The organism is Kitasatospora sp. NPDC001527, assembly GCF_040298605.1.
GTDB lineage: Bacteria > Actinomycetota > Actinomycetes > Streptomycetales > Streptomycetaceae > Kitasatospora.
Genome location: NZ_JBEPAM010000025.1, coordinates 89727 through 113803 on the forward strand (window position 1 = coordinate 89727; position 24077 = coordinate 113803).

General features: G+C 72.1%; 23 protein-coding genes. 13 read left to right on the forward strand and 10 right to left on the reverse strand.

Features of this window, described 5'->3' with window-relative positions:
- Window positions 1-129 precede the first annotated feature (129 nt).
- Both ABT238_RS22505 and ABT238_RS22510 read right to left on the reverse strand, forming a co-directional pair.
- Window positions 130-1014: an SAM-dependent methyltransferase gene (locus ABT238_RS22505; RefSeq protein WP_350567127.1), complete on the reverse strand. Its 885-nt coding sequence runs from the start codon at window positions 1012-1014 to the stop codon at window positions 130-132.
- 44 nt (window positions 1015-1058) lie between these two features.
- Window positions 1059-1391 (reverse strand): NIPSNAP family protein, encoded by a 333-nt coding sequence (locus tag ABT238_RS22510; RefSeq protein ID WP_350567129.1) that lies wholly within the window; start codon window positions 1389-1391, stop codon window positions 1059-1061.
- A gap of 354 nt (window positions 1392-1745) precedes the next feature.
- Between ABT238_RS22510 and ABT238_RS22515 the strand changes: the two genes are divergently transcribed.
- From ABT238_RS22515 to ABT238_RS22540, 6 genes are all read left to right on the forward strand, one after another.
- Window positions 1746-3683 carry an FAD/NAD(P)-binding protein gene (locus tag ABT238_RS22515; RefSeq protein ID WP_350567131.1) on the forward strand — a complete coding sequence of 646 codons (1938 nt, stop codon included), beginning with the start codon at window positions 1746-1748 and terminating at the stop codon, window positions 3681-3683.
- A complete protein-coding gene (locus ABT238_RS22520; protein ID WP_350567134.1) occupies window positions 3684-4922 on the forward strand; it encodes a putative PEP-binding protein in 1239 nt (412 codons plus the stop codon).
- Between the two features lie 127 nt (window positions 4923-5049).
- A complete protein-coding gene (locus ABT238_RS22525) occupies window positions 5050-5640 on the forward strand; it encodes a hypothetical protein (protein ID WP_350567137.1) in 591 nt (196 codons plus the stop codon).
- On the forward strand, window positions 5637-6251 hold the full coding sequence (locus tag ABT238_RS22530; protein ID WP_350567140.1) for a copper resistance CopC family protein: 615 nt from the start codon (window positions 5637-5639) through the stop codon (window positions 6249-6251). Before ABT238_RS22525 ends, ABT238_RS22530 begins: the two co-directional genes overlap by 4 nt.
- Window positions 6252-6264: 13 nt before the next feature.
- Window positions 6265-7260: a hypothetical protein gene (locus ABT238_RS22535; protein ID WP_350567143.1), complete on the forward strand. Its 996-nt coding sequence runs from the start codon at window positions 6265-6267 to the stop codon at window positions 7258-7260.
- A 22-nt stretch (window positions 7261-7282) separates the two neighbouring features.
- Entirely contained in the window at window positions 7283-7819 is a 537-nt protein-coding gene (locus ABT238_RS22540) for a carboxymuconolactone decarboxylase family protein (RefSeq protein WP_350567146.1), read from the forward strand.
- A gap of 106 nt (window positions 7820-7925) precedes the next feature.
- Here ABT238_RS22540 and ABT238_RS22545 read toward each other — a convergent pair whose 3' ends face one another.
- Window positions 7926-9617 (reverse strand): NAD-dependent epimerase/dehydratase family protein, encoded by a 1692-nt coding sequence (locus ABT238_RS22545; protein WP_350567148.1) that lies wholly within the window; start codon window positions 9615-9617, stop codon window positions 7926-7928.
- 248 nt (window positions 9618-9865) lie between these two features.
- On the opposite strand from ABT238_RS22545, the gene ABT238_RS22550 reads away from it, so the two are divergent.
- Genes ABT238_RS22550 through ABT238_RS22560 form a run of 3 tightly spaced genes read left to right on the forward strand, consistent with a single transcriptional unit; the run spans window position 9866 to window position 12494 of the window.
- Window positions 9866-10948 (forward strand): NAD-dependent epimerase/dehydratase family protein, encoded by a 1083-nt coding sequence (locus tag ABT238_RS22550; protein WP_350567151.1) that lies wholly within the window; start codon window positions 9866-9868, stop codon window positions 10946-10948.
- A 59-nt stretch (window positions 10949-11007) separates the two neighbouring features.
- Window positions 11008-11502: an NUDIX domain-containing protein gene (locus tag ABT238_RS22555; RefSeq protein ID WP_350567154.1), complete on the forward strand. Its 495-nt coding sequence runs from the start codon at window positions 11008-11010 to the stop codon at window positions 11500-11502.
- The gene (locus ABT238_RS22560; RefSeq protein ID WP_350780802.1) at window positions 11499-12494 is read left to right on the forward strand and encodes a GHMP family kinase ATP-binding protein; all 996 of its coding nucleotides are present in this window, start codon (window positions 11499-11501) and stop codon (window positions 12492-12494) included. The genes ABT238_RS22555 and ABT238_RS22560 overlap by 4 nt, the downstream gene beginning before the upstream one ends.
- Before the next feature lie 18 nt (window positions 12495-12512).
- On the opposite strand, the gene ABT238_RS22565 is transcribed toward ABT238_RS22560, so the two are convergent.
- The 4 genes from ABT238_RS22565 to ABT238_RS22580 all read right to left on the reverse strand — a co-directional run bounded on the left by ABT238_RS22565 (window position 12513) and on the right by ABT238_RS22580 (window position 16561).
- A complete protein-coding gene (locus ABT238_RS22565) occupies window positions 12513-13610 on the reverse strand; it encodes a radical SAM protein (protein ID WP_350564431.1) in 1098 nt (365 codons plus the stop codon).
- A 62-nt stretch (window positions 13611-13672) separates the two neighbouring features.
- The gene (locus tag ABT238_RS22570; protein WP_350564430.1) at window positions 13673-14497 is read right to left on the reverse strand and encodes a carbohydrate ABC transporter permease; all 825 of its coding nucleotides are present in this window, start codon (window positions 14495-14497) and stop codon (window positions 13673-13675) included.
- Window positions 14494-15408, reverse strand: coding sequence for a carbohydrate ABC transporter permease (locus ABT238_RS22575; protein WP_350564428.1), 915 nt, complete (start codon window positions 15406-15408; stop codon window positions 14494-14496). Before ABT238_RS22575 ends, ABT238_RS22570 begins: the two co-directional genes overlap by 4 nt.
- The gene (locus tag ABT238_RS22580; RefSeq protein WP_350564426.1) at window positions 15398-16561 is read right to left on the reverse strand and encodes an extracellular solute-binding protein; all 1164 of its coding nucleotides are present in this window, start codon (window positions 16559-16561) and stop codon (window positions 15398-15400) included. Before ABT238_RS22580 ends, ABT238_RS22575 begins: the two co-directional genes overlap by 11 nt.
- A gap of 319 nt (window positions 16562-16880) precedes the next feature.
- Between ABT238_RS22580 and ABT238_RS22585 the strand changes: the two genes are divergently transcribed.
- Entirely contained in the window at window positions 16881-18056 is a 1176-nt protein-coding gene (locus ABT238_RS22585; RefSeq protein ID WP_350564425.1) for a serine/threonine protein kinase, read from the forward strand.
- Window positions 18057-18066: 10 nt separating this feature from the next.
- Window positions 18067-18825, forward strand: a complete 759-nt coding sequence (locus ABT238_RS22590; RefSeq protein WP_350564423.1) for an HAD family hydrolase — start codon at window positions 18067-18069, stop codon at window positions 18823-18825.
- Here ABT238_RS22590 and ABT238_RS22595 read toward each other — a convergent pair.
- The gene (locus ABT238_RS22595) at window positions 18776-20224 is read right to left on the reverse strand and encodes a N,N-dimethylformamidase beta subunit family domain-containing protein (protein ID WP_350780942.1); all 1449 of its coding nucleotides are present in this window, start codon (window positions 20222-20224) and stop codon (window positions 18776-18778) included. The two genes, ABT238_RS22590 and ABT238_RS22595, sit on opposite strands and share 50 nt — an antisense overlap.
- 241 nt (window positions 20225-20465) lie before the next feature.
- Between ABT238_RS22595 and ABT238_RS22600 the strand changes: the two genes are divergently transcribed.
- Both ABT238_RS22600 and ABT238_RS22605 read left to right on the forward strand, forming a co-directional pair.
- The gene (locus ABT238_RS22600; protein ID WP_350564420.1) at window positions 20466-21308 is read left to right on the forward strand and encodes a class I SAM-dependent methyltransferase; all 843 of its coding nucleotides are present in this window, start codon (window positions 20466-20468) and stop codon (window positions 21306-21308) included.
- Between the two features lie 26 nt (window positions 21309-21334).
- Entirely contained in the window at window positions 21335-22129 is a 795-nt protein-coding gene (locus ABT238_RS22605; protein WP_350564418.1) for an N-acetyltransferase, read from the forward strand.
- On the opposite strand, the gene ABT238_RS22610 is transcribed toward ABT238_RS22605, so the two are convergent.
- Window positions 22098-23192: a hypothetical protein gene (locus ABT238_RS22610; protein WP_350564416.1), complete on the reverse strand. Its 1095-nt coding sequence runs from the start codon at window positions 23190-23192 to the stop codon at window positions 22098-22100. The two genes, ABT238_RS22605 and ABT238_RS22610, sit on opposite strands and share 32 nt — an antisense overlap.
- 111 nt (window positions 23193-23303) lie before the next feature.
- Window positions 23304-23543, reverse strand: a complete 240-nt coding sequence (locus tag ABT238_RS22615) for a hypothetical protein (RefSeq protein ID WP_350564415.1) — start codon at window positions 23541-23543, stop codon at window positions 23304-23306.
- Window positions 23544-24077 lie beyond the last annotated feature (534 nt).

Consider the following 24077-nt stretch of genomic DNA (forward strand, 5'->3'; position numbering starts at 1 on the left):
TTCCTGACGAACCGTGGGACATGGTCGTCGCCGTGGTGTATGCGGCGGTGTGCGCGGTGGCTGCCGGTCGGTCCGGTGCCGTCTCGACGTCTCGACGTCTCGACGTCTCGACGTCTCGACGTCTCGATGTCAGGGCGTCGTGGGTGCGGCGGGCGCGGCGGCGGGACCGGAGGCGGCGGCCAGCACGCCGGTGGCCAGCCACATCGCCGGGTTCTCCGCCACCGTGCGGCCGTGCCCGATCCGCCGGTCGTCGTGGGCGAAGACCTCGGCGTCCCAGCCGTGGCCGGCCAGCCAGGGGGCGAGTTCGTCGTGGGCCGACAGCCACTCGATGCCGTAGGTCCTGTTCAGCGCGCGCAGCTCCCGGCCCGCCTCGCCGAGCATCCTGACCGCCAGATGCTCCAGCAGGAGCGCGCTTCCCGGCGCGGACAGGGCGGTCAGTGCCGTCACGAGCCTCTCCACGGCGCTCTCGGCCAGGTAGAACACCAGACCCTCAAGGAGCCAGACCGTGGGCCTGCCCGGGTCGAAGCCCGCGGTCAGGAGCGCGGGCACCCAGTCGTCGGACAGGTCCGCGACGACGTCGCGGCGCGCGCACGTCGGCGCGAGGCCGGACCGCGCGACCAGCGCCGACTTCGGCTCGACCACCTCGGGCAGGTCGACCTCGTACCAGTCGGTGCCCTCCGGGCAGTCCAGCCGCAGCGTGCGACCGTCGAACCCGGCGCCGAGGGAGACGACCTGCCGGACCCCGCCGCGCAGCGCGGCCCGGATGCCGTCGTCCAGGAACCGGGTGCGGACGGCGAAGTAGTCGGTGGTGAACTTCTCGTCGCTGTCCATGCTCTGGCCGATCGCCGCGGCGATCCTGGCGAGGGTGGGATCGTCGGCCAGGATCTCCAGGATCGCCTCGGCGAACGGGTCCTGGAACAGCGCATCGGGGCGGCGGCCTTCCATGCGCCGGGAGCAGGCGATGAATATGGCGCTCTGACCGACGCTTCCGTTGAGTACCTTCAGTTCGGTCATGCGGCTCTCCTTGAGTTCGCGCGCGGTGGTATCGGCGAGGATGATCACGGTCGGCCCTGGGCGAACGGATTGCCGGTGAGGATCCGGCGCCCCAGCGAGGCGACGAGGGGGCCGTCCACCTCGCTGAGCCGCTTGGCCTCGATCCACTCCGGATCGGCGAGCAGGGCGTTCCACTTGCGCTCGAGTTCATCGTAGGAATCGAATCTCAGGACGTAGACGATCTCGTTCATGGTGTTCGTGCCGAACTCGGTCAGCGAGATGAAGACGACCTCCATCCCGTGCCTGGCCAGCCCCTTCAGCGCATGCTCGTTGAACCTGCGGATCAGGGCGGGCATGCGGCCGGGGACCGCGGTGTATTCGCGCAGCTCGTAGATCATGCTGTGTTCGCTCCCAAGGTCTGTGTCGTGGCCCTTGCTGCGCAGATGGAGGGCGAGCGGCGGCCCCGGCCTGAATCCCGGGCCGGTTCGAGCGCTCCGCCGGGAAGCCTAGCCCCGGCGCGGGAGGCGGTCTTCTTCGTGAATGCTCTGATTGCGGGGGTTCGTGCCGCCCCCTCCCCGGCCGGCCGCGCGTCCTGCGGGTTACGAGCGGAACGGGCGTTATGGATAATGACGTTGACGTCGCATCAACTTCCATCACGCGTCACTTCCGCCCCATCCAGCCCAGTAGCTCGGCCCGGCGCGGTGGACGGCGTCGGGCCCCGCGTTCCGACTCCGTGACCGAGAGGCTCCAGCATGACTCGCGCAGGGACCAGCCCCAGGATCGTCGTGGTGGGAGCGGGCCTGGCCGGCACCGCCACCACCATCAGAATGCTCCGCTTCGCCCGCCGCCCGGTCGAGATCGTCCTGCTGGAGCGGCGCGCCGACTACCGCGCCGCCGGGGTCGCCTACCACCGGGACGGCAACCCCTGGGACCATGTCTTCAACATCCAGGCCGGGCGGATGTCGGTGTTCAGGGAGGACGTCCTCGACTTCGTGCACTGGGCCAACCGGGAGGCCGATCGCGGTGACTGGCCCGCGCAGTGGGCCGACCACGAGTTCACCGAGCCGGGGCCGGCGCCCCGGCGGATCTTCCAGGACTACCTGGAGCAGCGGCTCGCCGAGGCCGCCCGGGAGGCCTACCCGGGCGTCGTGCTCACCGAGGCCGAGGGTGACGCCGTCGACCTCGCCCTCACCCCCACCGGGGCCGACCTGACGGTCCGGCGGGGCGACGGCGCGGAGCACGTGATGGCCGCCGCGCACGTGGTTCTCGCCACCGGCCTGGAGCTGAAGGACCTGCCCTTCGCCACCGAGGTGCTGGAGCACCCGGGGTTCGTCCGCCACCCCTATTCGGCCGAGGGCGTGCGCAAGCTGGAGGCGCTGCCGCCCGGGGCCGACGTGGTCGTCGTCGGCTCGGTGCTCAGCGCCTACGACTCGGCGGGCCTGCTGCTGCGCCGCGGCCACACCGGAAGCATCCGGCTGGTCTCCCGCACCGGGACGATGTTCCGCACCTATCCGGGCACCCACGAGCACGGTGTGCTGCGACTCTCCTGTCCCAGCACGCTGCTGGAGCCCTACCGCAACCGCGAGGAGTTCCTCGGCCGGGTCCGGGCGGAGTGGAAGGCGGCCTGCGCGACCGTGGCCCGCGAGTATCCGGACGTCGCCCCCGAGGTGGTCGCCGAACGGGTCGCCAAGGCCTGGGAGCCGCACCTGCCCACCGCCATCGAACGGATCCCGTCGGACGAGCTGCGCTCCCTGCTGGACGAGTTCGGCACCGCGGTCGCCGCCCTGCGGGTCGGCGCGGTGCGGTACACCATCGAGGTCATCGAGCGGGCGATGGAATCCGGCCCGCTCCGGCTGCTGGTCGGGGCCGTCCAGTCGGTCACCCCCGCCGAGTCCGGCCGGCTGGAGGTCGCCGTCGCCACCGCGGACGGGAAGCTGGCCGTCCAGGCGGACCTGGTGGTCTCCAACTTCGGCCGGGAGAGCGACTACCTGCGGGTCGGGGAGCCGCTGTGGCGCAACCTGCTGCGGCGCGGTCTGGCCACCGCGCACGAGCGCACCGGCCGAGGTCTCGACGTCGACCACCGCGGCGTCCTGCTCGATCCCTCCGGGGCGCCCAGCGGTCCGCTCACCGCCGTCGGCCCGCTGCGCGAGGGCGACGAGATCGTGCGCAACGGCCGCACCGGTGCCTTCGCCTTCAACCTCGCCGCCATCAAGAACCACTCCATCGCGGTCGCGGCCCACGTCATCGAACAACTGGAGCTGTCCGAGCCCGTCTCCGAGTCCTTCTCCGAGCCCGTCCCCGCGGCCGGTCCGGGGGCCGGCGCCGCCGCCGGCTCCGGCCGGCCCGTCGCCCCGGAATCCGGACGGGCGCGCGACTTGGCCGGATCCGGTACCTCCGACGGCACGTTCGAGGAAGCAGCCGACCCCGTGTTCGAGCAGGCTGTGAACCTGGAGGTGAGGAGGATGGCGACCGGCACCCGTGCCCAACGGGAGCGGATCGACGCCCGCCTGGACGCCCTGATCGGCTCCTCCACCGCCCCGGACGACCCCGGACACCGCCGCCGACTGCGGACGGCGGTCGGCCGGTCGGCCGTCCGGAGACTCACCGACGTCTCCGTGACGCCACGCCAACTTCGGCTTCACCTGGGGATCCCGGACAGCGCGGACACCTACGAGTCCATGGAGGACTAATTGAACGGGCGACGGATCCAGGGCTTCATGCTCACCGGTGGCACCCGAGCGACCCTGCGCGGCACCTGCAACCGCACCGGGCACCCGCAGGCGGGATCCATCCTGATCGCCCCCCATCTGGAGGCGGGCCTGTACGACGCCATCGTCGCGGCCGACGCCGTGGTCTGCGGCGGAGGCGGCCAGACCGGCCACATGCAGTCGCTCTGCCGCGGCCGCGGCATTCCGGTGCTCAGGGTCGACGAGGCCGACCTCGCCGCCCTGGTCGGCGAGGTCACCCTCGACCTGGAGAACGGGGCGATCCTGCTCGAACCCGACCCGGCCGCGGGGTCCGCCCCCGCGCCGGGTCCGGCCGCCCCCACCGCGGAGCAGCTGGGCGCCGCCTGCGCGGTCATCGCCGACTTCCAGGACATCCGGACCGTCAACTCCTGCGGGCCGAACGCGAAGCGCGTCGACTCCTTCTTCATCCGCGAGGAGTTCCTCTGCCTGGCCGCCGGGCTCAGCCCGCTCGACGCCCTCGACGGAGGACCCGAAGAGATCACCCGCTACGGGCGGGCCATCGCCGAGCGCCTCGTCGCCTTCGTCGACGAGCTCCTCCCCGACCAGCGCCTCATCCTGCGCCTGCTCGACCTGCGCTCCGACCACGCCGCCAGCGTCACCGAACAGTCCGCCGTCGCCGTCGAACCCAACCCCGAGCTGGGCCTGCACGGCGCCCGGTGGCTGCTCGGCTCGACCGCCTACCGGGACGCCCTGCACACGGTGCTCGACACCCTGCGCACCCGGCTCGGCGACGAGGCGGCGCGCGTCCACCTCTCCGTCCCGTTCCTCAACGACGCGGACGAGTACGCCCAGTTACGGGCCCACCTCGAACTCCCCGCCACCGTCTCGCTCTCCGCGTTCATCGAGACCCCGGCCGCGGTCCACGCCACCCCGCAGATCTGCGCCGCCGGCGCCAGCGAGCTCTTCGTCGGGGTCAAGGACCTGGTCCAGTTCTACCTGGCCGCCGATCGCGGCAACCACCTCGTCGCCGACTCCTACCAGACCCGCCATCCCGCCGTCCTCGACGGCGTCCGCCGGGTCGTCGAAGCCGCCCGCGCCGCCGGCATCCCGGTCCGGGTCTTCTCCCTCGGCACCGACCTCGCCCACTACCTCTCCCAACTCCCGACCCCCGACGGCTACATGATGTGCACCGCCGAACTGACCCGGGTCCTGCATCCCGAGCGCGTCGATCTGACAAACTGAGCACGTTGGGAGAAGCACTTCCGGCGCGAGGCCATCAGTCTGGGGCACGCCCCGCCGTCCCACCGCCTCGCCGCCCCGTCGGCGCGAGGGCTCCCAGGCATCCTCCCCCCGTAGGAGAACCAGACTGATGACGACGTACACCGCACCGTCGAACCCCGGCTCGAGAAAGCTGTTGAGCCGGCTGAGCCACGGATCGCACCGCGCCGCGCTGAACCTCTTCATGGTGGTGGTGCTCGCCCACTGGGCCGAGCACCTCACCCAGGCGTACCAGATCTGGGGCCTCGGCTGGTCGGTTCCGAAGTCCAAGGGTCTGCTGGGGCTCCAGTTCCCGTGGCTGGTGACGTCGGAGTGGATGCACTACGGCTACGCCCTGGTGATGATCATCGGGCTGTTCCTGTTGCGCCCCGGGTTCGTCGGGCGGGGCCGCACCTGGTGGACGGTGGCGCTGGTGATCCAGTTCTGGCACCACATCGAGCACCTGCTCCTGCTGCTGCAGGCGCAGACCGGGCACTTCCTGTTCGGAAAGACGGCGGCGGTCTCGGTGCTGCAGCTGGTGTTCCCCCGGGTCGAGCTGCACCTCTTCTACAACACCGTCGTCTTCATCCCGATGGTGATCGGCATGTACTACCACCTGCGGCCCAACCACGACGAGCTGTCCGAGATGACGTGCAGCTGCAAGCACGCCGTCCACCGTCACGAGGCCGCGGCGACCGCGTGAGTGGCACCGGATCGACGCAGTCCTTCCAGCGCGCCGTCGCGCTCGGCGTCGGTGTGGTCGTGCTGCTCCTCGTCGGGCTGCTCTGGATCAGCGCTCGCCAGCCGGTCCGGCTGGCGAGCGTCACTCCGGCCGACGGCAGCGGCCTCGCCCAGGCCCCGAGCGAGGTCGCTCTGACCTTCTCCGGCGACGACTTCCAGCCCGGATCGGTCTATCTCCAGGTCAACGGGCCCAACGGCCTGCCCGTCAGTGACGGCAGCCCCCGGCTGGACGGCCGGCGCCTGGTCTCGCCGGTCCGGATCGACGCCGAGGGCACCTACCAGGTCACCTACCGGCTCGTCCTGGACGGCGGCCGCGAGGTCTCCGGCACGACGGCCTTCGGGGTCGGCGCCGCCACCGCCATCGCCACCGACAGCCGCCCCGTCGCGGACCCGGCGGACGAGGGCAGCCCGACCCACGAGCACGGGATCGAGGGGGCCTGGAACGTCCTGCTGCTCTGCGCCGACGCGGTCCTGCTCCCGAGCGCCCTCTACCTGGTGTTCCGCCGCCCCCGCCTCCGGCGCCCCCGGGCGCGTCCGGGCCGGCCGTACGGAGAAACCGGCACTGCCACGTAGGGAGGGATGCCGCATGAAGCTGCGCCACGGACTCACCGCGTTCCTGCTCACCGCCGCCTCGGCGGCCGTCGTCGTCGCACCCGGGACGACCTCGGCCGCCGCCGGCTGCTCCTACACCTCCAGCAACCAGACCCCGCTGGTGGACATGGGCGGCTCGACCTACCAGGGCCAGTCCGGCGGACTGTACCCCGGCGCGAGCAACACCCGCCCGGCCGCGCACACCCGGGCCGGCAAGGACATCGCGCTCCAGCACGTGCTTCCCCGCAACGCCGCCGGCCAGGTCGACCCGGTCAACGGCAAGGTGGTGCTGATCTCGATCGGCATGTCCAACACGACCCAGGAGTTCCAGGCCTTCATCGCCAGGACCACCCGGTACGCCGACCTCAACAGCCGGCTGGTGATCGTCGACGGCGCCCAGGGCGGTCAGGACGCCCACGCCTGGGAGGACCCGGCGAGCGCCACCTGGTCGGTGCTGGCCGGCCGGCTGAACGCCGCAGGGGTGACCGCCGCCCAGGTCCAGGCCGTCTGGATCAAGGAGCAGTACGTGGGCGACAACCTGGGCGCCTTCCCGGCCGGTGCCCGGTCCCTGCGCGACAGCCTCGCCGCCATCGCCCGCAACGCCCGCGCCGAGTACGCCAATCTGGCACTCGGCTACGTCGCCAGCCGCATCTACACCTACAACCCCGCCCGCAGCGCCGGCGCCTACCAGCAGGGCTTCTCCGTCAAGTGGCTGATCGAGCAGCAGATCAACGGCGACCCCACCCTCGCGTACGGCGCCGGCGGCGTCGCCCCCTGGCTCTCCTGGGGCCCGTACCTGTGGGCCGACGGCCTGGGCGCGGACAACGCGGCCGGCGGCGTCCCCGGGCGCGGCGACGGCCTGGAGTGGAAGTGCTCGGACCTCGAAGGCGACCTGGTGCACCCGGGTCCCACCGGCGAGCAGAAGGTCGCCACTATGCTGCTGAACCAGTTCAGCACGGATGAGACGACCGTCTCGTGGTTCAACAAGTAACGTGCTACGGAGGCTGATTCGCATGCCGCACATCGCCGTCCCCCACCAGCGACCGGGCATCCGGGGGCTGATGGCCAGCAAGCCCGCCTCGGGGCGCGCACTCAGTGAGCTCGCGGAGCAGCTGCTCCGCGGCGAGTCCCCGCTCACCGTGGGCGAGCGCGAGCTGATCGCCGCGTTCGTCTCCGCCCGCAACGAGACCCGCTACTGCACCGGCTCGCACAGCGCGGCCGCCGCGCACACGCTGAGCGGAGGCGACTACACCGTGGTCGACGCCGTCAAGCGCGACCTGGCGACCGCACCGGTCAGCGAGAAGATGCGCGCGCTGCTGGAACTCGCGGGCCACGTCCAGGTCAGCGGCCTGGCCGTCACCGACGAGCACATCGCCGCCGCCCGCGCGGCGGGCGCCGACGACGAGACCATCCACGACACCGTGCTGATCGCCTCCGCGTTCTGCATGTACAACCGCTACGTCGACGGCCTCGCCGCGATCACCCCCGACGACCCCGCGGTCTACGACGAGATCGGCGAGAACCTCGCCTCCAAGGGCTACCTGCCCTGACCCCGCACCCCCCCAGGCCCAGGCCGGCCCCCGCCCGGCCTGGGCCCACCCCTGCCCGCGCTCCCGCCCGAGGCGAGCGGGCGAGAGCGGCGAGTGGGGGCGGGGGTCACATGGTGGTGAGGAGGGTGCCCTCGTAGGCGAGCCATTGGGCGTAGGCGTGGAGGCCCTTGGTGGGGGCGGTGGTGGGGGTCCAGGCGGGTGGGCGGGGGGTGTTGGTGAGGTCGGGGGCGGGGGTGGGGTGGGCGGGGGGTGTGGGGTGGGTGTGGACGGGGACGGGGCGGACGGAGGCGTGGACGGCGTTCGCCAGGTCGGCGAGGGTGGTGGGCTTCTCGGGGGCGACGGTGAGGGAGCGGGTGGCCGGGCGGGTGCGGAGCACGGTGAGGACGGCGTCGGCGAGGTCGTCGACGTAGACGGGGTGGATCTCGGTGTCGGGGTCGCCCTGGACGGTCACCGGCTGGCTGCGCAGGGCGTCCCACACCATGCGGCCGATGAGGGTGTCGCGCGAGCAGCCGGGGCCGTACACCTCGCCGACGGCCAGGGTGTACGGCCGCGGGTCGCCGGGCAGGTGGATGCGCAGCTCGCGGGCCGGGGCGCCCTCGCGCAGGCCGGTCAGGTCGAGGACGGCGTCGAGTGCTCCGGTGTCGGCCGGGTCGGTGAGGTCGGCCAGCCGCCGGAGGAGGTGCTCGCCGAGCGGTGAGGCGCCGCCGCGCACGGTGAGGCCGCCCCGCCGCCGGGGCCGGCGGGGGGCCGGGCGGTCGGCGGCCTCGCGACCGGCGGTCAGGGCCCGTCGGGCCACGGCCGCCAGGGCCTCGCGGCGTTCGGCGATCCGCTCCTCGGTGCTGGTGTTGCTGATGCCGCCCGGCCCGATCGTCGCGACCGCCTCGGCGTACACCTCGGGCCGCACCTCCGGCGCGGAGCCGTCGACGTCCAGGCCGAGGCGGGCGGCCTCGTGGCCCATGGCGAGGGCGGTGAGCCACGTCCCCCGGACGTCCGGCGCGTCCGACTCCGGTCCGGGCGGCGTGAACAGCGAGTCGGGCAGGTCCAGACCACGCAGGTACTGCTCGCAGTCCATGTGCAGCCACCGCTCGGGGCCCGGCCCGGGGACCCGGACGGCGCAGCGCGCGACGCCGTACTTGAAGAACGGCAGGACGGTCAGGCCGGTCAGCCGGCGCCCCTCGTCGTCGCCGGGCCGGTCGCCGGGCAGGAAGCAGACCGAGCGGCGCGGCCCCCGGAAGGCGTTGCCCGAGATCGAGCCGTGGTCCTGGTGCTCGGTGAGGTTGGGCACCGAGACGTAGCGGGGGACGCCGAGGTCGGTGAGGTAGCGGTGCATCAGGATGTCGTCGGGCCAGGCGCCGAGCCGCGCGCGGCCGTAGCGGACGAAGCCGTCGGCGACGGCCCGGGGCAGTACGATCGCGACGCACGGGAAGTACTCGTTGACCGCGCCGGCCCAGCGGGCGCCGGCCATCGCGCCGAAGCGGATCGCGGCCCCGTTGCGGGAGTCCCACAGGGCGAACAGGGCCAGCGCCGCGTCCGGCATCGCCTCGATGGCGAGGTTGACCCGTTCGAAGAACGATTCGGACAACAGCATGTCGTCCTGGATCACGAGTTGGTGGGTTGCGCCGTCCTCGATGGCCTCCCAGGCGGCGAGCGCGGTGCGCAGCACCGAGGGAGTCCCGGTCGGGTCCGGGTCCATGACGACGCGTAGCGCGCCCGGGGGAGAGGTCTGGACCATCCGCTCGGCGTCCGGCCGGCGCTTGGGGTGGGTCATGACCACCCCGCTGAGCTGATGGCTCGTCACTTTTGTACCCTTTCACCGGTGGGACATACGGGATTTGATGGCACTTCTGGAACCAGCGAATACTGCGGGTGCCATCGATTCCGGACAGTACGGATCGCGCCGTGGGCTGGCAAGAGTGCCGAATTGGCACTGGCGTCACGGTTGGTGTCCCAAGGATGCTGGACGGACACGCCACCTTCCGTGGGAAGCATGTGGCTGTGTGTGAGCGCGTTTTCTAGAGTTCGCCGTCTTCACGGAGGGAACCCCATATGTCCGCTGGATCGCACGCGCCGTCGAACGAGTCCGCACCCGACGCGGGGGAGAGCGTCGAGTCCCGGTTGGAGAAGCTCCGCGATGCCCGCATCGTGGTGACCGGAGGTGGGGGCCTGGTGGGAAGCCGGCTCACCGCCCTGTTGTGCCGGGTCGGTGCCGAAGTGGCCGTCCTGGACCGGATGGACGCCTACCCCGAGGACGGGCACGCGATATTCGGGGTCGAGAAGACCGGGGCCAAGCTGGTCGTCGGGGACGTCTGCGACCGCGACGCGGTCGCCGGGCTGCTCCGGGACGCCGACTACGTGGTCCACGCCGCCGCCTACGCGGACGTGGCCGCCTGCACCCGGGACCCCGACATCGCCTTCCGCGCCAATGTGCAGGGCACCCAGGTGATCCTGGAGGAGCTGGCCCGGACGGCCGTGCGCCGCCTGGTGCTGGTCTCCTCCGCGTCCGTGTACGGCGACGGCCCGACCGACTCGCCCGGTCCGCACATGTTCCACGAGGACCAGGCGCTGTTCCCGCTGTCGGTGTACGCCAACGGCAAGTTGTGGGCGGAGCACCAGACCCGGCTGATGCTCGGGGCCTCGTCCGCCACCGAGTACGCGATCGTCCGCTACTTCTCCGTCTACGGCGATCCGCAGATCCCGAAGCCGGGCAGCCACTCCTGGATGGTGCCCTGGCTGTCCCTGCAGGCCAAGCTCGGCCGGCCGATGCGCCTGAACGGCGGCGGCGTCCAGGTGCGCGACATGATCCACGTCCAGGACGTGGCCGAGGCGACGGCGCTCGCGCTCGTCGAGGAGGGGATGGCGGGGCAGACGGTGAACGTCGGGACCGGGCGGCCGACGGCGGTCCGGGAGGTCGCCGACCTGCTGATGCCCTACTTCCCGGAGGCCCGCCGGATCGTCACCCCGCGCCCCGAGGGCGACCCGCTCGGCGGGTTCGCCGACACCGAGCGGAGCCGGGAGCTGCTGCGCTGGCAGGCCCGGATCGGCGTCGCGGAGGGCGTGGACCGGTACGTGCGCTGGCTGGAGAAGACGCCGGAGGCGGTGCCGCGCTGGCTCGCCGAGGACGGCGCGTGACAGTCTGTGGCGCCGTGGCCGTCCGCCGTGGGGCGGAGGCCGGAGGAGGCGGTGCGCGCATGGGTTACGTCGGGTCGTACGTCTGGTCGCTGCGTCAGAAGATGGGCGGCGCCAGGCTCCTGGTGCCGGGGGCCCAGGTCCTGCTGCTCGACGGGGCGGGCCGGGGGCTGTTCCAGCAGCGGGTCGACAACGGTGTGTGGGAGCTTCCCGCGGGCGCCTGCGAGGAGGACGGGGGCTTCGCCGACGCCGCCGTCCGGGAGGTGGCGGAGGAGACCGGGCTGCGGGTCGCCAAGGAGGACCTGGTCGCCTTCGGGTCGCTGTCCGAGCCGGCCGTGCACACCGTGACCTACCCGAACGGGGACGTCAACCACTGCTTCGCGCTGTGCTTCGCGGCCCGGCGCTGGTCGGGGGAGCTCTCCCCGGGGGCGGACGAGGTGCGCCGGGCGGAGTTCCGGTCCCTCGACGACCCGCCGGCGCCGCTGCACCCGCCCACGCGGATCGTCCTCGGGATGTACCGCGCGTTCGTCACCGACGGGAGGTTCCAGGCAAGGTGAGCGAAGAACAACCGATCCGCGTCGCGGTGCCGTGCCGGGCGTGTCTGTCGGGGGAGGACCTGGACTGGCTGGGCGACGGCCGCTCGGTCAGCCTGGCCCTCGACCTGCCGACCACGGTGGAGGTCCTGCCGGACGGGCCGTCCGGCGCGCCGGAGCGGACGGACGGCGACTGGCCGGAGCAGGTGTGGGCGTTCCTGGGCGAGCGGCTGGCCGGGGCGGCCGGCCCCCCGCCGGCCGTGCGCGTCGGCAGCGAGGCGCCCGCCGCCAGCGGGCTGTCCTCGTCCACGGCGCTGATCGTGGCGCTGTTCCGGGCGTTCGCGCAGGCGGTGGAGGAGGCAGGGCCGGACAGGACGCCGGACGCCGTACTCGTCCAGTGGGCGTACGAGTTCGAGTTCGCCCGCTTCAACGGCGGCGGCATGGACCACCTCGCCGTCGCCGAGGGCGGCGCCCTGCTGATCGACGGCCGTGAGCGCGGTCTGCCGGTGGTCCGGGAGCGGCTGGAGTTCCCGGAGGACTGGGGGGTGGTCGTGGTGGATTCCGGGACCCGGAAGAACACCGCCGACCACATCCGCACGGTGCGGGCGCAGCTCGCGGCGGGCGACCCCGACCTCGCCGCCTACCGGGCGGAGGCCGACCGCGCGTCGGGCGCCGCCTGGGCGGCGCTGCGCCGGCGCGACCACGAGGCGCTGGGGGAGGCGATGAGCCGGGCGCACGCGGCGATGCGGGACTTCCAGGGCATGTCGACCCCGCTCCTGGAGGAGCTGCGGGCGCTGGCACTGCGCTCCGCCGCGCTGCCGCTCAAGCTCAGCGGCGCCGGCGGCGGCGGTTCACTGGTCGGCGTCTGCCCGGCGGCCGACCTGCCCGGGGTGGCCGCGCGGCTCGCCGACGCGCTGCGCGGCCCCTTCCCCGGGGCACGCGTGATCCCCGCCCGGGCGGCTCCGGGGAGCCGGAGTGCCCGGGCGGGGAACCGGGCCGTCGTCAGCACCGGCTGACGACGGCCCCGGCCACGGTCACAGGAACGGGTCGTAGTCCTCTCCAGGGGGGACTGCGCCCGTTCCTTCCGCTATCTGCTCCAGCTCCAGGTTGGAGCGGTGCCGGGCGCAGTGGAAGCGGCAGTCCCGGCTCGGGTCGATGATGCCGCGGTCCGACGTCTTCCAGATGTCGGGCAGGCTGTCGGTGACGGCGTCGCCGATCCGGGCCAGCGGGTTGCCCCGGTGGTAGGAGCAGATGTACACCCCGGACGGGGTGACCAGGGTGCGCAGCTCGGCGATCGAGCAGCGGTGGTAGTCCTTGGGCTGGACCGGCCCGGTGTGCCGGCGCAGCGAGGTGAGCGTCGAGGAGTTGATGAGCTGGAAGGTGTCGCTCTCCAGCCGGGCGGCCTCGGCGAGCTGGCTGTCGACCGAGTCGAGGAGGTCCTGGGAGACCTGGATGACGTGGTGCTCCTCGTCGAACATCGCCTTGGTCTCGAAGTAGTCGCAGCCGATGTCGTGGGCGAGTTCGGCCGCCTGCAGCACCTCCGTGTGGTTGCTGACGACCCGCCCGTCCGGCTCCTGGCGGGTCATGACGAGGAAGGAGTAGCCGAGGGCGCCGGTCTTGGCCTCGGCGAGCAGCCGCATGTTGGCGACCACCTTGTCGAAGACGCTGCGGCCCTTGCGGTCGGGTCGGAAGAGGCCGTACGTCTCCGAGGTGCCCGCGTCCATGGAGACACGGACCCAGGAGGCGTAGGCGGCGAGTTCGTCGAGGTTCTTGTCGATCATGGTGCCGTTGGTGACGACCCCGATGGCCAGGCCGGCCTCGCCGAGGATGCGCAGGACCCGGCGGGTGCCCCGGTGGGCGAGCGGTTCGCCGCCCCCGATGAGGACCACGGCGCGGACGGACATGGAGACCAGTTCCTCCGCGAGCGCGGCGAGCCGCTCGGGGGTGAAGCGGCCCTGGTTGAGCAGCTTGCCGCTGATGCACTCGGGGCAGGCGAGATCGCAGAAGGTCGTCGGGTCGAGGTCGACGACGAGCGGAGCGTCCGAGGCGGCACCTTCGGCCACCTGCAGGACGCGGGGCCAGCCCGATGGCTGGTACAGCTTGGAGACGAGGTCGAGACGGTCGTGCGTCACGGTGTCCTCCTGTGGACGTGAACGGGGTGCGACCGGGGGGAGCCGGGTACGGATGTGCTGGGTCAGCCCTTCACCGCGCCGGCGGCGAGGCCGGAGGCGATCCGGCGCTGGATGATCAGGAAGAAGACCACGACGGGCAGGGCGGTGAGTGTGGCACCCGCCATCAGTCCGCCGTAGTCGGTCCCTCGGCTGGTCGTGAAGGAGACCAGCCAGATGCTGACGGTCTGCTTCTCGGGAGTGGACAACAGGATGTAGACGAGGACGTATTCGTTCCAGGCCTGGACGAGTGCGAAGACCGAGGTGGCGACGATGCCGGGGGCGAGCAGTGGCAGGACCACCCGGCGGAACGCGCCCAGGCGGCCGCAGCCGTCGACCATGGCCGCCTCCTCCAGTTCCACGGGCACCCCGTCGATGAATCCGCGCAGCATCCACACCGTGAACGGCAGGGTGAACACCAGGTAGGTGAGGATCACCCCGCTGAGGCTGTCGGTCAGCCCGGCGTCGTTCAGCAGCAGGTACAGCGGGATGATCAGTGCCGTCAACGGCACCATCTGGACGACGAGGATCACCACGACGAAGGCCTTGCGGCCCGTGAACCGGAAGCGGGCGAGGGCGAACGCCGCGAGCGTGCCGATGACCAGCGACACCACGACGGTGCCCAGGCCGATGAGCACACTGGAGCGGACGTTGTCCCAGAAGGTCTCCGAACCCAGGGCCCGGGAGAAGTTGTCCCACGAGGGCCGGCCCGGCCAGAACCTCGGCGGCAGGCTGAGGATCTCGTTGGCGGGCCGGAACGCGGTGAGCACCATCCAGTAGATGGGGAAGCCGATCACCGCGGCGACGAGAAGCCCGAGGAGGTCGTGGCCGAGCGAGCGTTGCCGTCTCAATCGAGCTCTCCCGTCCTGAGCATCTGGCGCAGGTAGACGACCGATCCGGCGAGCAGCAGCACGACGGTCACGATCGCGATCGCGGCCCCGGTGCTGTACCGGTTCACCGCGAAGGACTCGATGAAGGAGTAGACGCCGAGCAGGTAGTACTCCCGCTCGGGCAGGCCGCCGCGCATCAGCCAGATCTGGTTGAAGACGCCGAAGTTCCAGATCGCGTTCAGCGTGGTGACCATGAGCAGGACCGGTCTGATCACCGGGACGGTGACGTGCCGGAAGACCTGCCACGGCCGGGCGCCGTCCAGGACCGCGGACTCCTCCAGTTCGTGCGGGACCTGCGCCAGCGCGGCCCGCAGGGTGATGGCGGCGAACGGCAGCGAGCCCCACACCACGACGGCGACGATGACGGAGAACCCCTGCCAGGGGTCGATGAACCAGTTGTGGTGGGTCATGTCGATCCCCGGCAGTTTGGAGAGCACCCAGTTGGTGACGCCGTAGTCGGTGTCGAAGAGCCAGCGGAAGATCGACGCCGCGACCATCGCGGGCATCGCCCACACGGTGACCAGCACACCGGAGATGACGGCGCGCACCCAGGGGGAGACCCGGTGCATCAGCTGCGCCGTGAACAGCCCGAGGGCCACGGTGAGCACGACGGTCACCGCGGTGAAGAGCACCGTGCGGCCCACCACCGTCCAGAAGAAGCCGTCCCCGAGGATCTTGCCGAACTGGTCGAGCCCCGCCCACGGCGGCGCGTCGCCGCTGAAGAGCTGCTCACGGGTCATGTCCTGGAAGGAGAGCACGACCATGTCCACGAGCGGGTAGCCGAGGACCAGGACGAGCGCCAGGACGGTGGGGGCGATCAGCAGGTACGGCAGCAGCGCGGGACGCCGCCGCCGGCCCCGGTCAGCGCTCATTGATCACTTCGTTGATCCGCTGGTCGGCCGCACGGGCGGCCTCCTCGACGGACTGCTTGCCGTTGGCGATGCGCTCCAGCATCTCCGGCAGGATGTTGGACTTCTCCACCGACGTCCAGCCGGGCGCGAACGGGGTCATCCAGCCGCCGGTCGCCGCGGCCTGGGCCGCCGGGCCGTTGATGCCGCCCGCCGCGACCTCGGCCAGCTGGCCGGTGTTGTTGGGCAGGGTGTTCACCTCGATCAGGGTCTTCTGCGACTCCCGGTCGGTGAACATCTTGATCCAGTCGGCGGCCAGGTCCTTGCGGGTCGACTTGGCCGGCACCGCCAGGGTGGACCCGCCGAGGAACGGCGGCAGCAGGTTGCCGGACGGGCCGGGGAAGGGGAAGGTGCCGAACTTGTCCTTCAGCTTCGGGTCGCCGCCGGAGCGCTCGTCGGAGGCCATGTCGGACTCCCAGGTGTTGCCGTAGAAGACGCCCACGCGGCCCTGGCCGACGACGGCCGGCTGGTCGCTGTTGTCCTTGGCGCGGTCACCGACGTAGTACGTGTCGATCAGCCGCTTCCACTCGGTGAGCCCGGCCACGGACTTCGGCGAGGACAGCGTGCTCTTCCACTTGTCGCCCTCCTTCACCGCGATCTCGCCGCCCGCGTCCTTCACGAAGGCCATGGCGGCGTACCAGTAGCGGCCGGGGAGGTAGAGCGCCGAGTAGTTGGGGTCCTGGGGGCTCAGGGTGGCCTTCAGCTTGTCCAGCACGGAGAGCAGCTCGGGGTAGCTCTTCGGGGCGGCGGCGACACCGGCGGCGGCGAACTGGTCGGTGCGGTAGATGGCGATCCGGGCCCCGACGTAGTACGGCACGCAATACGTCTTGCCGTCGGCACGGCAGGCGTCGGCGAGCGCCGGCAGCCAGGTGTCCGACTGGTCGAAGCGCGCCGGGTCCACCGGGGCGAAGGCGTTGTTGACGATGTAGTTGGTGGTCTCGCTGTTGCCCATCTCGACCACGTCGGGAACGTTCTTCCCGGCGAGGACGGCGTCCAGCTTCTGGTTCTTCGTCGTCCACTGCTGGTACTGGACGTCCACCGAGACCCCGGGGTGGGCCTTGGTGAAGCGCTCATTGGTGGACTGGACCAATTGCGGCCAACTCTCCTGGGCGTCCACGGCCAGCCACACCGTCAGTTTGCCGCCCGACCCGGAGCCACTGCCCGACCCGGAGCTACAGCCGGTGGCGGCGAGAGACAGGAGAAACGTGAGGATAAGGGGGCGATAGGACATGCGAATGGCCATGAGGTCTCCAAGTTCGCTATGGGGGTACTCATCTGATTACCCGTCTGATCGCCAAGAGTCGCAGAGGTTTAGACATTCGGCCGGAAGATGACGTTCAGTGTCCCGCATAGAGATCAACGCTTGACGCCGCCCGGGCGGTACCCGCAGGTTAGGCCTCTGCGTCCCCCATGATCCCGATCGAAGGGCCTGTCACGTGAGCGAGCAGACGACCACCTCGACCGATGAGACTCCCGACGCCCCCGCCCGGCCGATCCGGGTCAACGCCTGGAACGGCTGGGACCCGCTGCGCCACGTGATCGTCGGCCGCGCCGAGGGCACCGTGGTCCAGGCTCCCGAGCACGCCGTGCGCCGGGACTACCCCGAGGACGGCTTCCCCCTGGGCACCTACGGCCCGATGCCGGAGGACATGGTCGCCGAGGCCGAGGAGCAGCTCGACAACTTCTCCGAGATGCTGCGCCGCCGCGGCATCAGGGTGGACCGCCCCACCCCCATCGACTTCAACCAGCAGGTCTCCACGCCCGAGTGGACCCAGGACTCCATGTTCGGCTGCATGCCGCCCCGGGACCTGCTGCTGACCGTCGGCAACGAGGTCCTTGAGGCCACGATGTCCTACCGCAGCCGCTGGCACGAGTACCTGTGCTACCGGCCCGTGCTGCAGAACCTGTTCGACTCCGACGAGAACATGCGCTGGGAGGCCGCGCCGAAGCCGCGGCTCACCGACGCCTCCTACAACACCAAGTTCTGGGACACCTACAACGACCTGCCGACCGAGGAGCAGCTGGCCCGGGTCCGCGACTACGACCTCGCGCTGACCGAGGCCGAGCCGCTGTTCGACGCCGCCGACGTCGCCCGTTTCGGCAAGGACCTCTTCGTCCAGCTGTCCTTCGTCACCAACCGCAGCGGCCACCAGTGGCTCAAGCGCCACTTCCCCGACCACCGGGTGCACGTGGTGACCTCCACCAACACCCACCCGCTGCACATCGACGCCACCTGGGTGCCGCTGCGCCCCGGCCTCGTGCTGCACTGCGGCGAGCGGCTCGCGGACGCCGAGCTGATGGAGTTCTTCCGGCTCAACGACTGGGAGATCATCGAGGCGGTGCAGCCGGCGAGCTGGGACCACCCGCCGAAGCTGTCCTTCTGCAGCCCGTGGCTCGCCGGGAACATGCTGAACCTGGACGAGAACACCCTGTGCATCGAGGAGAAGGAGGTCCGGCTCTCGGAGCAGCTGTCCTCCTACGGCTTCGAGATCGTCCCGGTGCCGTTCCGGGCGGTCGGGCCGTTCGGCGGCGGGCTGCACTGTGCGACCGTCGACATCGAGCGGGACGGCGGGCTGCAGGACTACTTCCCGCGCCGGCACGGCCGGTACTGAGGCCGGTCCCGTGCCGTCCCTGCTTGCGCCGGAGATCCGCGCCGTCGTCTTCGACTTCTACGGGACGCTGGTGCGGATGGTCGAGCCGCTGCCGCCCGACCACGGGGCGATCTTCGAACGCCGGGGTCTGGCCGCCCAGGGCGCCCGCTGGGGTGACCAGTGGGCGGTGGGCCCCGCCGAGGGCGAGGAGCATGCGGCTTACTCGGCCTCCGAACTCACCTACCATGCCTGGGAGTTGGACCGGCTCCGGCGCAGGGCCCTGGGCTGCGGGGTGCCGCGGCACGAGCTGGACGGACTGGTCGAGGAGATCGACCGGGCCATGAAGGCCGTCCGGCTGGAGCTCTTCGAGGACGCCCGCGCCGTCCTCGGAGAGCTCCGCGGGCGGGGGCTGCTGGTCGGTGTCTGCTCCAACTGGTTCTGGAACCTGGAGGACCGCGTCGAGGACGTCGGCCTCGCCGGGGCGGTCGACCTCGTGGTCGGCTCCGCCCGGGCGGGAGCGCGCAAGCCGCACCCGCTGATCTACCGGACGCTGCTGGAGCGGTGCGAACTGCCGCCCGGGCAGGTGCTGTTCGTCGGGGACATGTGGGCGCCGGACGTGCTCGGCCCGCTCGCGGCCGGGATGCGGTCCGTCCACCTGTGCCGGCCGGACCCGGCGGTGCTCGGGACCGAGCCGCCCCTGCCGGACGGGGCGGCCCGGATCCGCGGGCTCGGGGAACTGCTCAGGGCCGGGGCGAGCGGTGCCGCAGCCGGTCCAGGAGGTTGCGGGTGACGCGGGTGACGCCCGCGTCCTCGTCCTTCCCGCAGACCACCGGCCAGTCGGTGGTGCCCGCGCTGAACACGGTGCCGCCTGCGGTGAAGAGGCCCATGGTCGCGGCCCGGGGGCTGGTGATGCCCGGCTCCCGGGCCGGGCCGTTCCAGTGGTCCCACTTGAAGTCGTGGAAGTCCTCGTGGACCGGTTCGAGGACGTGGATGCCGAGGATCAGGAAGGAGGCGGGAGTGCCGTCCTCGCCGGTGGCCCGGGCGACGCCGCGCTCGTCCCGGCGGTAGGCGGCGCCGTCGCACTCGTACCCGATGAGCGCGGTGCCCGCGCCGAGCCGGTCGGGCTCACCGCCGTCGGAGCCGTCGCGCAGCCCGGTGCCCTCGAAGAGCCAGTGGTCGGCGTGCTGCACGGTGTACCCGTCGCGCGGACGGTCCCCGGGCCATTCGGTGCTCGCCCACATGCCGCCGTTGCGGAAACTCACCCCGGTGAGGGAATTCTCCGGCCGGCCCACCCCGTCGGGCGCGGCCGGCCACCACTGGTCGCTCGCGGGAAGATGCGGATACTCCTCGCCCACGTGGTGGTCGGTGTCCGAGACGAAGGCGGTGTTCCGTTCGGTCGGATGAATGCGCCACCAGCAGGTGTTGGCACTGAGGAAGGCGATGTTCCCCCCGTCCCGGACGAATCGTTCGGCGTGGGCGCGCATCGCCTCGCTCCAGTATTCGTCATGGCCGACGCTGAGCAGCAGATCGTACGAGGAGAGCAGATCCGGATCCTCGTGCAGGTCGAGATCCGTGCAGAATTCGACCGGGTATCCGTGGCGCTCCAGCCAGGCGATGAACGGGGCGTCCCAGTAGGCGAGGTCGATGATTCCACCGGGCCGGTGCAGGCTCACCCGGTGTCCGCGGGGAAGGGCGTCCGGCAGGTACACCGGGTGGTCGTAGAGGCTGGCGCCGCGGTCCTCGCCCGGCCGGTCGGCGCGGTTGTAGGCGTGCCGGGTGAAGGTCGACTTCTTGTAGAGGATGCGTGAGCGGCCGCCGGCCCGGCGGGGCCGCACGACGAAGAACTCGCGGGCCGGGCCCTCAAGGCCCGCGGCGTCCAGCGGCGGCGGGTCCTCGCCGTCCTCGACGAACTGGACGACGTGCATGCCCGGGGTCCAGTCCTCGGGCACGGGCAGGGTGAGCGCCGGCCAGTCCCAGGCCCGGGCGGGGGAGACCCGGCCGGGGACGCCGTCGGGGTGCGGGGGCGGCAGGTGGAGCGAGCCGGGGTACCAGTCGCTCTCCGCCACCCGCTCCACGTTCCCGCCCAGCCGGTGGAACCGCAGCCGGAACCGGGCGGCGTCGGTGGAGACGTGGACGGTCAGCCGCCCGCCGGAGGCGACGCTTTCGCGGCCGAGATATCCCTCGATCATTCCGTCTCCCCTGCAGAACGGTCGGCCGGTGAATAGGTGTCCGGCCGCTTCGGCCCGCCATCGTAGGGGGTTGCGGGAATTTCGGGCAACGGTGCCGTGAAACCGGTCATCCAGGGCTTCCTTTTCGGACAGCGAACCGGATGGGGAGAATCCTCTACCGCCTGGCCGGGTAGGCGGAATTCGGCCGATCCCGACCGGCCTCCACAAATCCGTCACCTCCGGCAAAGAACGAGGCGTTGGCATGAGCAATGAATTTCGAGTGAGGGAACTCGTCCTGGGAATCGAGGGCCTGGCGCTGCTGCGCAACGCCCTGGACGGCGACGAGAAGTTCCTCAAGGAACGTGTCGAGGACATCCGGCGCTTCGTGGGGGGCGACGGTGAGCTGCCGGACGGGGGCGCCGGCATCAGCGAACTCGGCGCCTCGGAGGGCTACGCCTCCTGGTCGGCGGTGTACGACTCGCTGCCCAGCTCGTACATCGAGGTCGAGGAGCCGGTGCTGCACGGGATCCTCGACACCCTGCCCACGGGCACCGCCCTGGACGCCGCCTGCGGCACCGGGCGGCAGACCGGCGCCCTGGTCGCCCGCGGGCACCGCACCATCGGCGTGGACCAGTCGCCCGAGATGCTGGCCAAGGCCGAGGAGCGCGCCCCGCAGGCGGAGTTCCGGGTCGGGCGCCTGGAGAGCCTGCCGCTCGAGGACGACTCGGTGGACCTCGCCGTCTGTTCGCTGGCCATGACCCACCTGTCGGACCTCGCGGCGGGCGTCGCCGAGCTGGCCCGGGTGGTCCGCCCGGGCGGGCGGATCGTCGTCTCGGACCTCCACCCGTTCGTCATCGCCCTCCAGGGGCAGTGCGTCTTCGTGCACGGCTCCGAGCTCGCGTTCGTCCGCAACCACGTCCACCTCCCCGGGCGGTACCTGGAGGCGTTCACGGCGGCCGGGCTGCGGGTCCGGGCCTGTCACGAGCCGCTCTTCAACGGCCGTCTGGCGCCCGGCGGTTACGAGGAGTTCATCGCGGACGCGGCCCGGGCGGCCTGGGACGGGCTGCCGATCGTCATCGTCTGGGACGTCGAAGTCCCCGCGTAGGCCCACGAGAAGAGGAGGAGGATCCGATGGCCCTGGTCGTGGTGACCCACGCGGAGAAGCCCGAGCTGTGGGACCGCATGCCGGAACGGTTCGCCGGCATCGTGCCCGAGTACAACCTGCACGGCGACGTCAACGACTCCTACTGGGACCGGCTGTTCTCGGATTTCGCCGAGTACCAGTTCGTCCTCTACGACGACGAGCGCGAGGTGGTGGCGGGCGCCGGGCGCTCGCTGCCGCGCGGCTGGGACGGCACGGCCGCCGACCTCGGCCCCGGCCTGGACGACTCCATCGCCCGGGCGTTCGCGGACCGCGAGGCCGGCCGGCCCGCCGGCGCCCTGGTGGCGCTGGGCATCGAGGTCGCGGAGGACTACCAGCGCCGGGGCTTCTCCGGCGTGCTCCTCGGCGGGATGCGCCAGGTCGCGCGGCGGGCCGGACTGGAGACGGTGCTGGTGCCGGTGCGGCCCACCTGGAAGGACCGGTACCCGCTGGTGCCGATCGAGCGCTACGCGGCCTGGCGGCGCGAGGACGGTGCCCCGTTCGACCCCTGGATCCGCACCCAGGTGGGCGCCGGCGGTACGGTCGCCGGCGCCTCGGAGCGCTCGTCCCGGATCACCGGCACGGTGGCCGAATGGGAGCGCTGGACCGGGCTCGCCTACCCGGAGGACGGCGACTACGTCTTCCCCGGCGGCCTTACCACGCTGCGGATCGAGCGTGAGCGCGACCTCGGCTCGTACTGGGAGCCCGCGGTGTGGATCACCCACCCGGCCGCGCCCGAGGCCGCACCGGAGCTCACGCCGGGGGCCACTTCTCCCCGGCCCTGACGGCGGTCCAGGCGAAGGCGGACATCAGCCGCACCTCGTCCGGCCCGGCCTCCGGGCGGCGCTCCGGCGGCAGACCGGCGGGACCGGCGGTGGACACCGCCGAGTCCCGCAGCCGGGCGAGGACGGCCGGCGGGACGTCGCCGGGGCCGTCGCCCAGCCGGCGGGCGGCCTCGGCCGCCTGCCGGCCCAGCAGCAGGCAGTGGATCCACAGCTCCTCGGCGAAGCCGCGGCCGAACCGCTCGGCCACCTGGGCCGCGAGGTCCGCCGGCATGTCCTTCGCCACCGCGTCGTGCACGGCGTCCTCGGCGATGCCGGTCGCCGGCAGGGCGTCGCGCCACCGGTGGTGGCCGCGCCCGCCGTCCGGGCCGTTCTCCTGGCCGACGAGCCGGATGTAGCCCTCGCCGTACCGCATGTACGGGATCCAGCCCGGCTCCTCCAGGACGCGGCCGCGCGCCAGCAGCGGACCGGCGTCGACCGCCTCCGTGGGGCAGACGGCGAGCCGGATCCCCTGCGTGGCATGGCCGTTGATGCTGCTGGTGCCGATGTGCTCGACCACGTTGGGCACGGCGATCAGGCCCATCCGGCCGCGGGCGCGGAAGAAGACGGAGAAGAGCTCGTCGTCGTGCCGCTCGGCGCTGCCGGTGGCGAACCGGCGGAAGTCCTCCGCCGTGTCGAGCGGCAGGCAGACGGCGAGGGACGGCGTGAACTCGTCGGGCACGGCGCGCACCCAGGCGGCGCCGGCGAGCGCGGCGAGCCGGGAGGCGCCGCCGTTGCGCGCGTGCCAGTTCGTGTAGAACACCAGGGCCTCGTCGGGGAACCGGGCGGCCGCGCGGCCGACGAGCGCCAGCAGGTTGTCCGGGCCGGTCACGTCGTCCTGGACGACGAGGTGATGGCTCCCCCCGGCGTCCGCCGCCGCCCAGGCGACCAGGGCCGTGCGGAGCGCCGAGGGCGGACCGTCCGGCTCCGGGTCGAGCGCCAGGCCGTCCAGCCCGAGCCGGTCGGCCAGCTCACGGGCCTGGACCAGGCGGACCGGGTGGGTCATGACCGCCGAACTCACGCGCACCGTCGGCACCGTAGCTCTCCCTCGCTTCTGTGGTCTCGCGCCATCGTGGCAGGAGCCGACCACCGCGGAAAGGGTGCGAAGTGATCTCGGCCGGTTTTCGAACGGTCGGGATCACGGCCAGTGGCGGGCTCTCCAGCGCACGGTGGCGCGCGGCTCGCCGTTCGTCCGGTACGGGAGATCGACGCCGTCCTCCGCCGGGCCGCCCGCGGGCCGCCGCCGCGGCAGGGCCAGCGCGGCGATCGACAGCCAGCCGATCCCGACGAAGCCGTCCACGCACAGCGCGGCCACCAGCGGCATCCGGCCGCCGTCGTGCACGGCGACCAGCACACCCGCACCGGCGGCGGCGGTCACTCCAACGATCAGACAGCGTAGGGCAGTCAGCAATTCGGTCTCCCATGTCAACCGGTCGTGCGGCCAGCGGACCCGGCTGCTCGGGAGACACAGTGAACGGCACAGGGGGGCCGGTTGTGACGACCTATTCAGGACAGAATTGGAGTAGACCAATTTTGATCACGCGATCCGCCCCGGCGCACCGCGGGCGGGGGTGCCCGGACACGACCCGGGGGCCGGGCAGCAACGCCGCCCGGCCCCCGGATCACCAGACACCCTTCGAGGAACGCCTACCCGCGACCGGCCTTCCGGATCCGGTCCAGCCGCTCGGTGTCCTCACCGAGCGCGCGCGGGGAACGGCCTCCCGCCGTGAGCGCGGTCCGGGACCCGGCCCGCTCACCGCACCCGTGCCGGGCGGAGGTCCGTCCTCCGCCCGGCACGGGCGTGGGGGGGGGGGGGGGGGGGCGCCGGGGGGGGGGGGGGGGGGGGGGGGGGGGGGGGCGCCGGGGGGGGGGGGGGGGGCGGCGGGGCGGAGCCCCGCAGGGGTAGAGGGCG

Excerpts from the sequence above, each read along its gene's own strand:
- ABT238_RS22575 (WP_350564428.1), bottom strand. The coding sequence starts at position 15,408 with ATGAGCGCTGACCGGGGCCGGCGGCGGCGTCCCGCGCTGCTGCCGTAC.
- ABT238_RS22515 (WP_350567131.1), top strand. The coding sequence starts at position 1,746 with ATGACTCGCGCAGGGACCAGCCCCAGGATCGTCGTGGTGGGAGCGGGC.
- ABT238_RS22605 (WP_350564418.1), top strand. The coding sequence starts at position 21,335 with ATGGCCCTGGTCGTGGTGACCCACGCGGAGAAGCCCGAGCTGTGGGAC.
- ABT238_RS22505 (WP_350567127.1), bottom strand. The coding sequence starts at position 1,014 with ATGACCGAACTGAAGGTACTCAACGGAAGCGTCGGTCAGAGCGCCATA.
- ABT238_RS22540 (WP_350567146.1), top strand. The coding sequence starts at position 7,283 with ATGCCGCACATCGCCGTCCCCCACCAGCGACCGGGCATCCGGGGGCTG.
- ABT238_RS22600 (WP_350564420.1), top strand. The coding sequence starts at position 20,466 with ATGAGCAATGAATTTCGAGTGAGGGAACTCGTCCTGGGAATCGAGGGC.
- ABT238_RS22535 (WP_350567143.1), top strand. The coding sequence starts at position 6,265 with ATGAAGCTGCGCCACGGACTCACCGCGTTCCTGCTCACCGCCGCCTCG.
- ABT238_RS22595 (WP_350780942.1), bottom strand. The coding sequence starts at position 20,224 with ATGATCGAGGGATATCTCGGCCGCGAAAGCGTCGCCTCCGGCGGGCGG.
- ABT238_RS22555 (WP_350567154.1), top strand. The coding sequence starts at position 11,008 with ATGGGTTACGTCGGGTCGTACGTCTGGTCGCTGCGTCAGAAGATGGGC.
- ABT238_RS22550 (WP_350567151.1), top strand. The coding sequence starts at position 9,866 with ATGTCCGCTGGATCGCACGCGCCGTCGAACGAGTCCGCACCCGACGCG.
- ABT238_RS22525 (WP_350567137.1), top strand. The coding sequence starts at position 5,050 with ATGACGACGTACACCGCACCGTCGAACCCCGGCTCGAGAAAGCTGTTG.
- ABT238_RS22510 (WP_350567129.1), bottom strand. The coding sequence starts at position 1,391 with ATGATCTACGAGCTGCGCGAATACACCGCGGTCCCCGGCCGCATGCCC.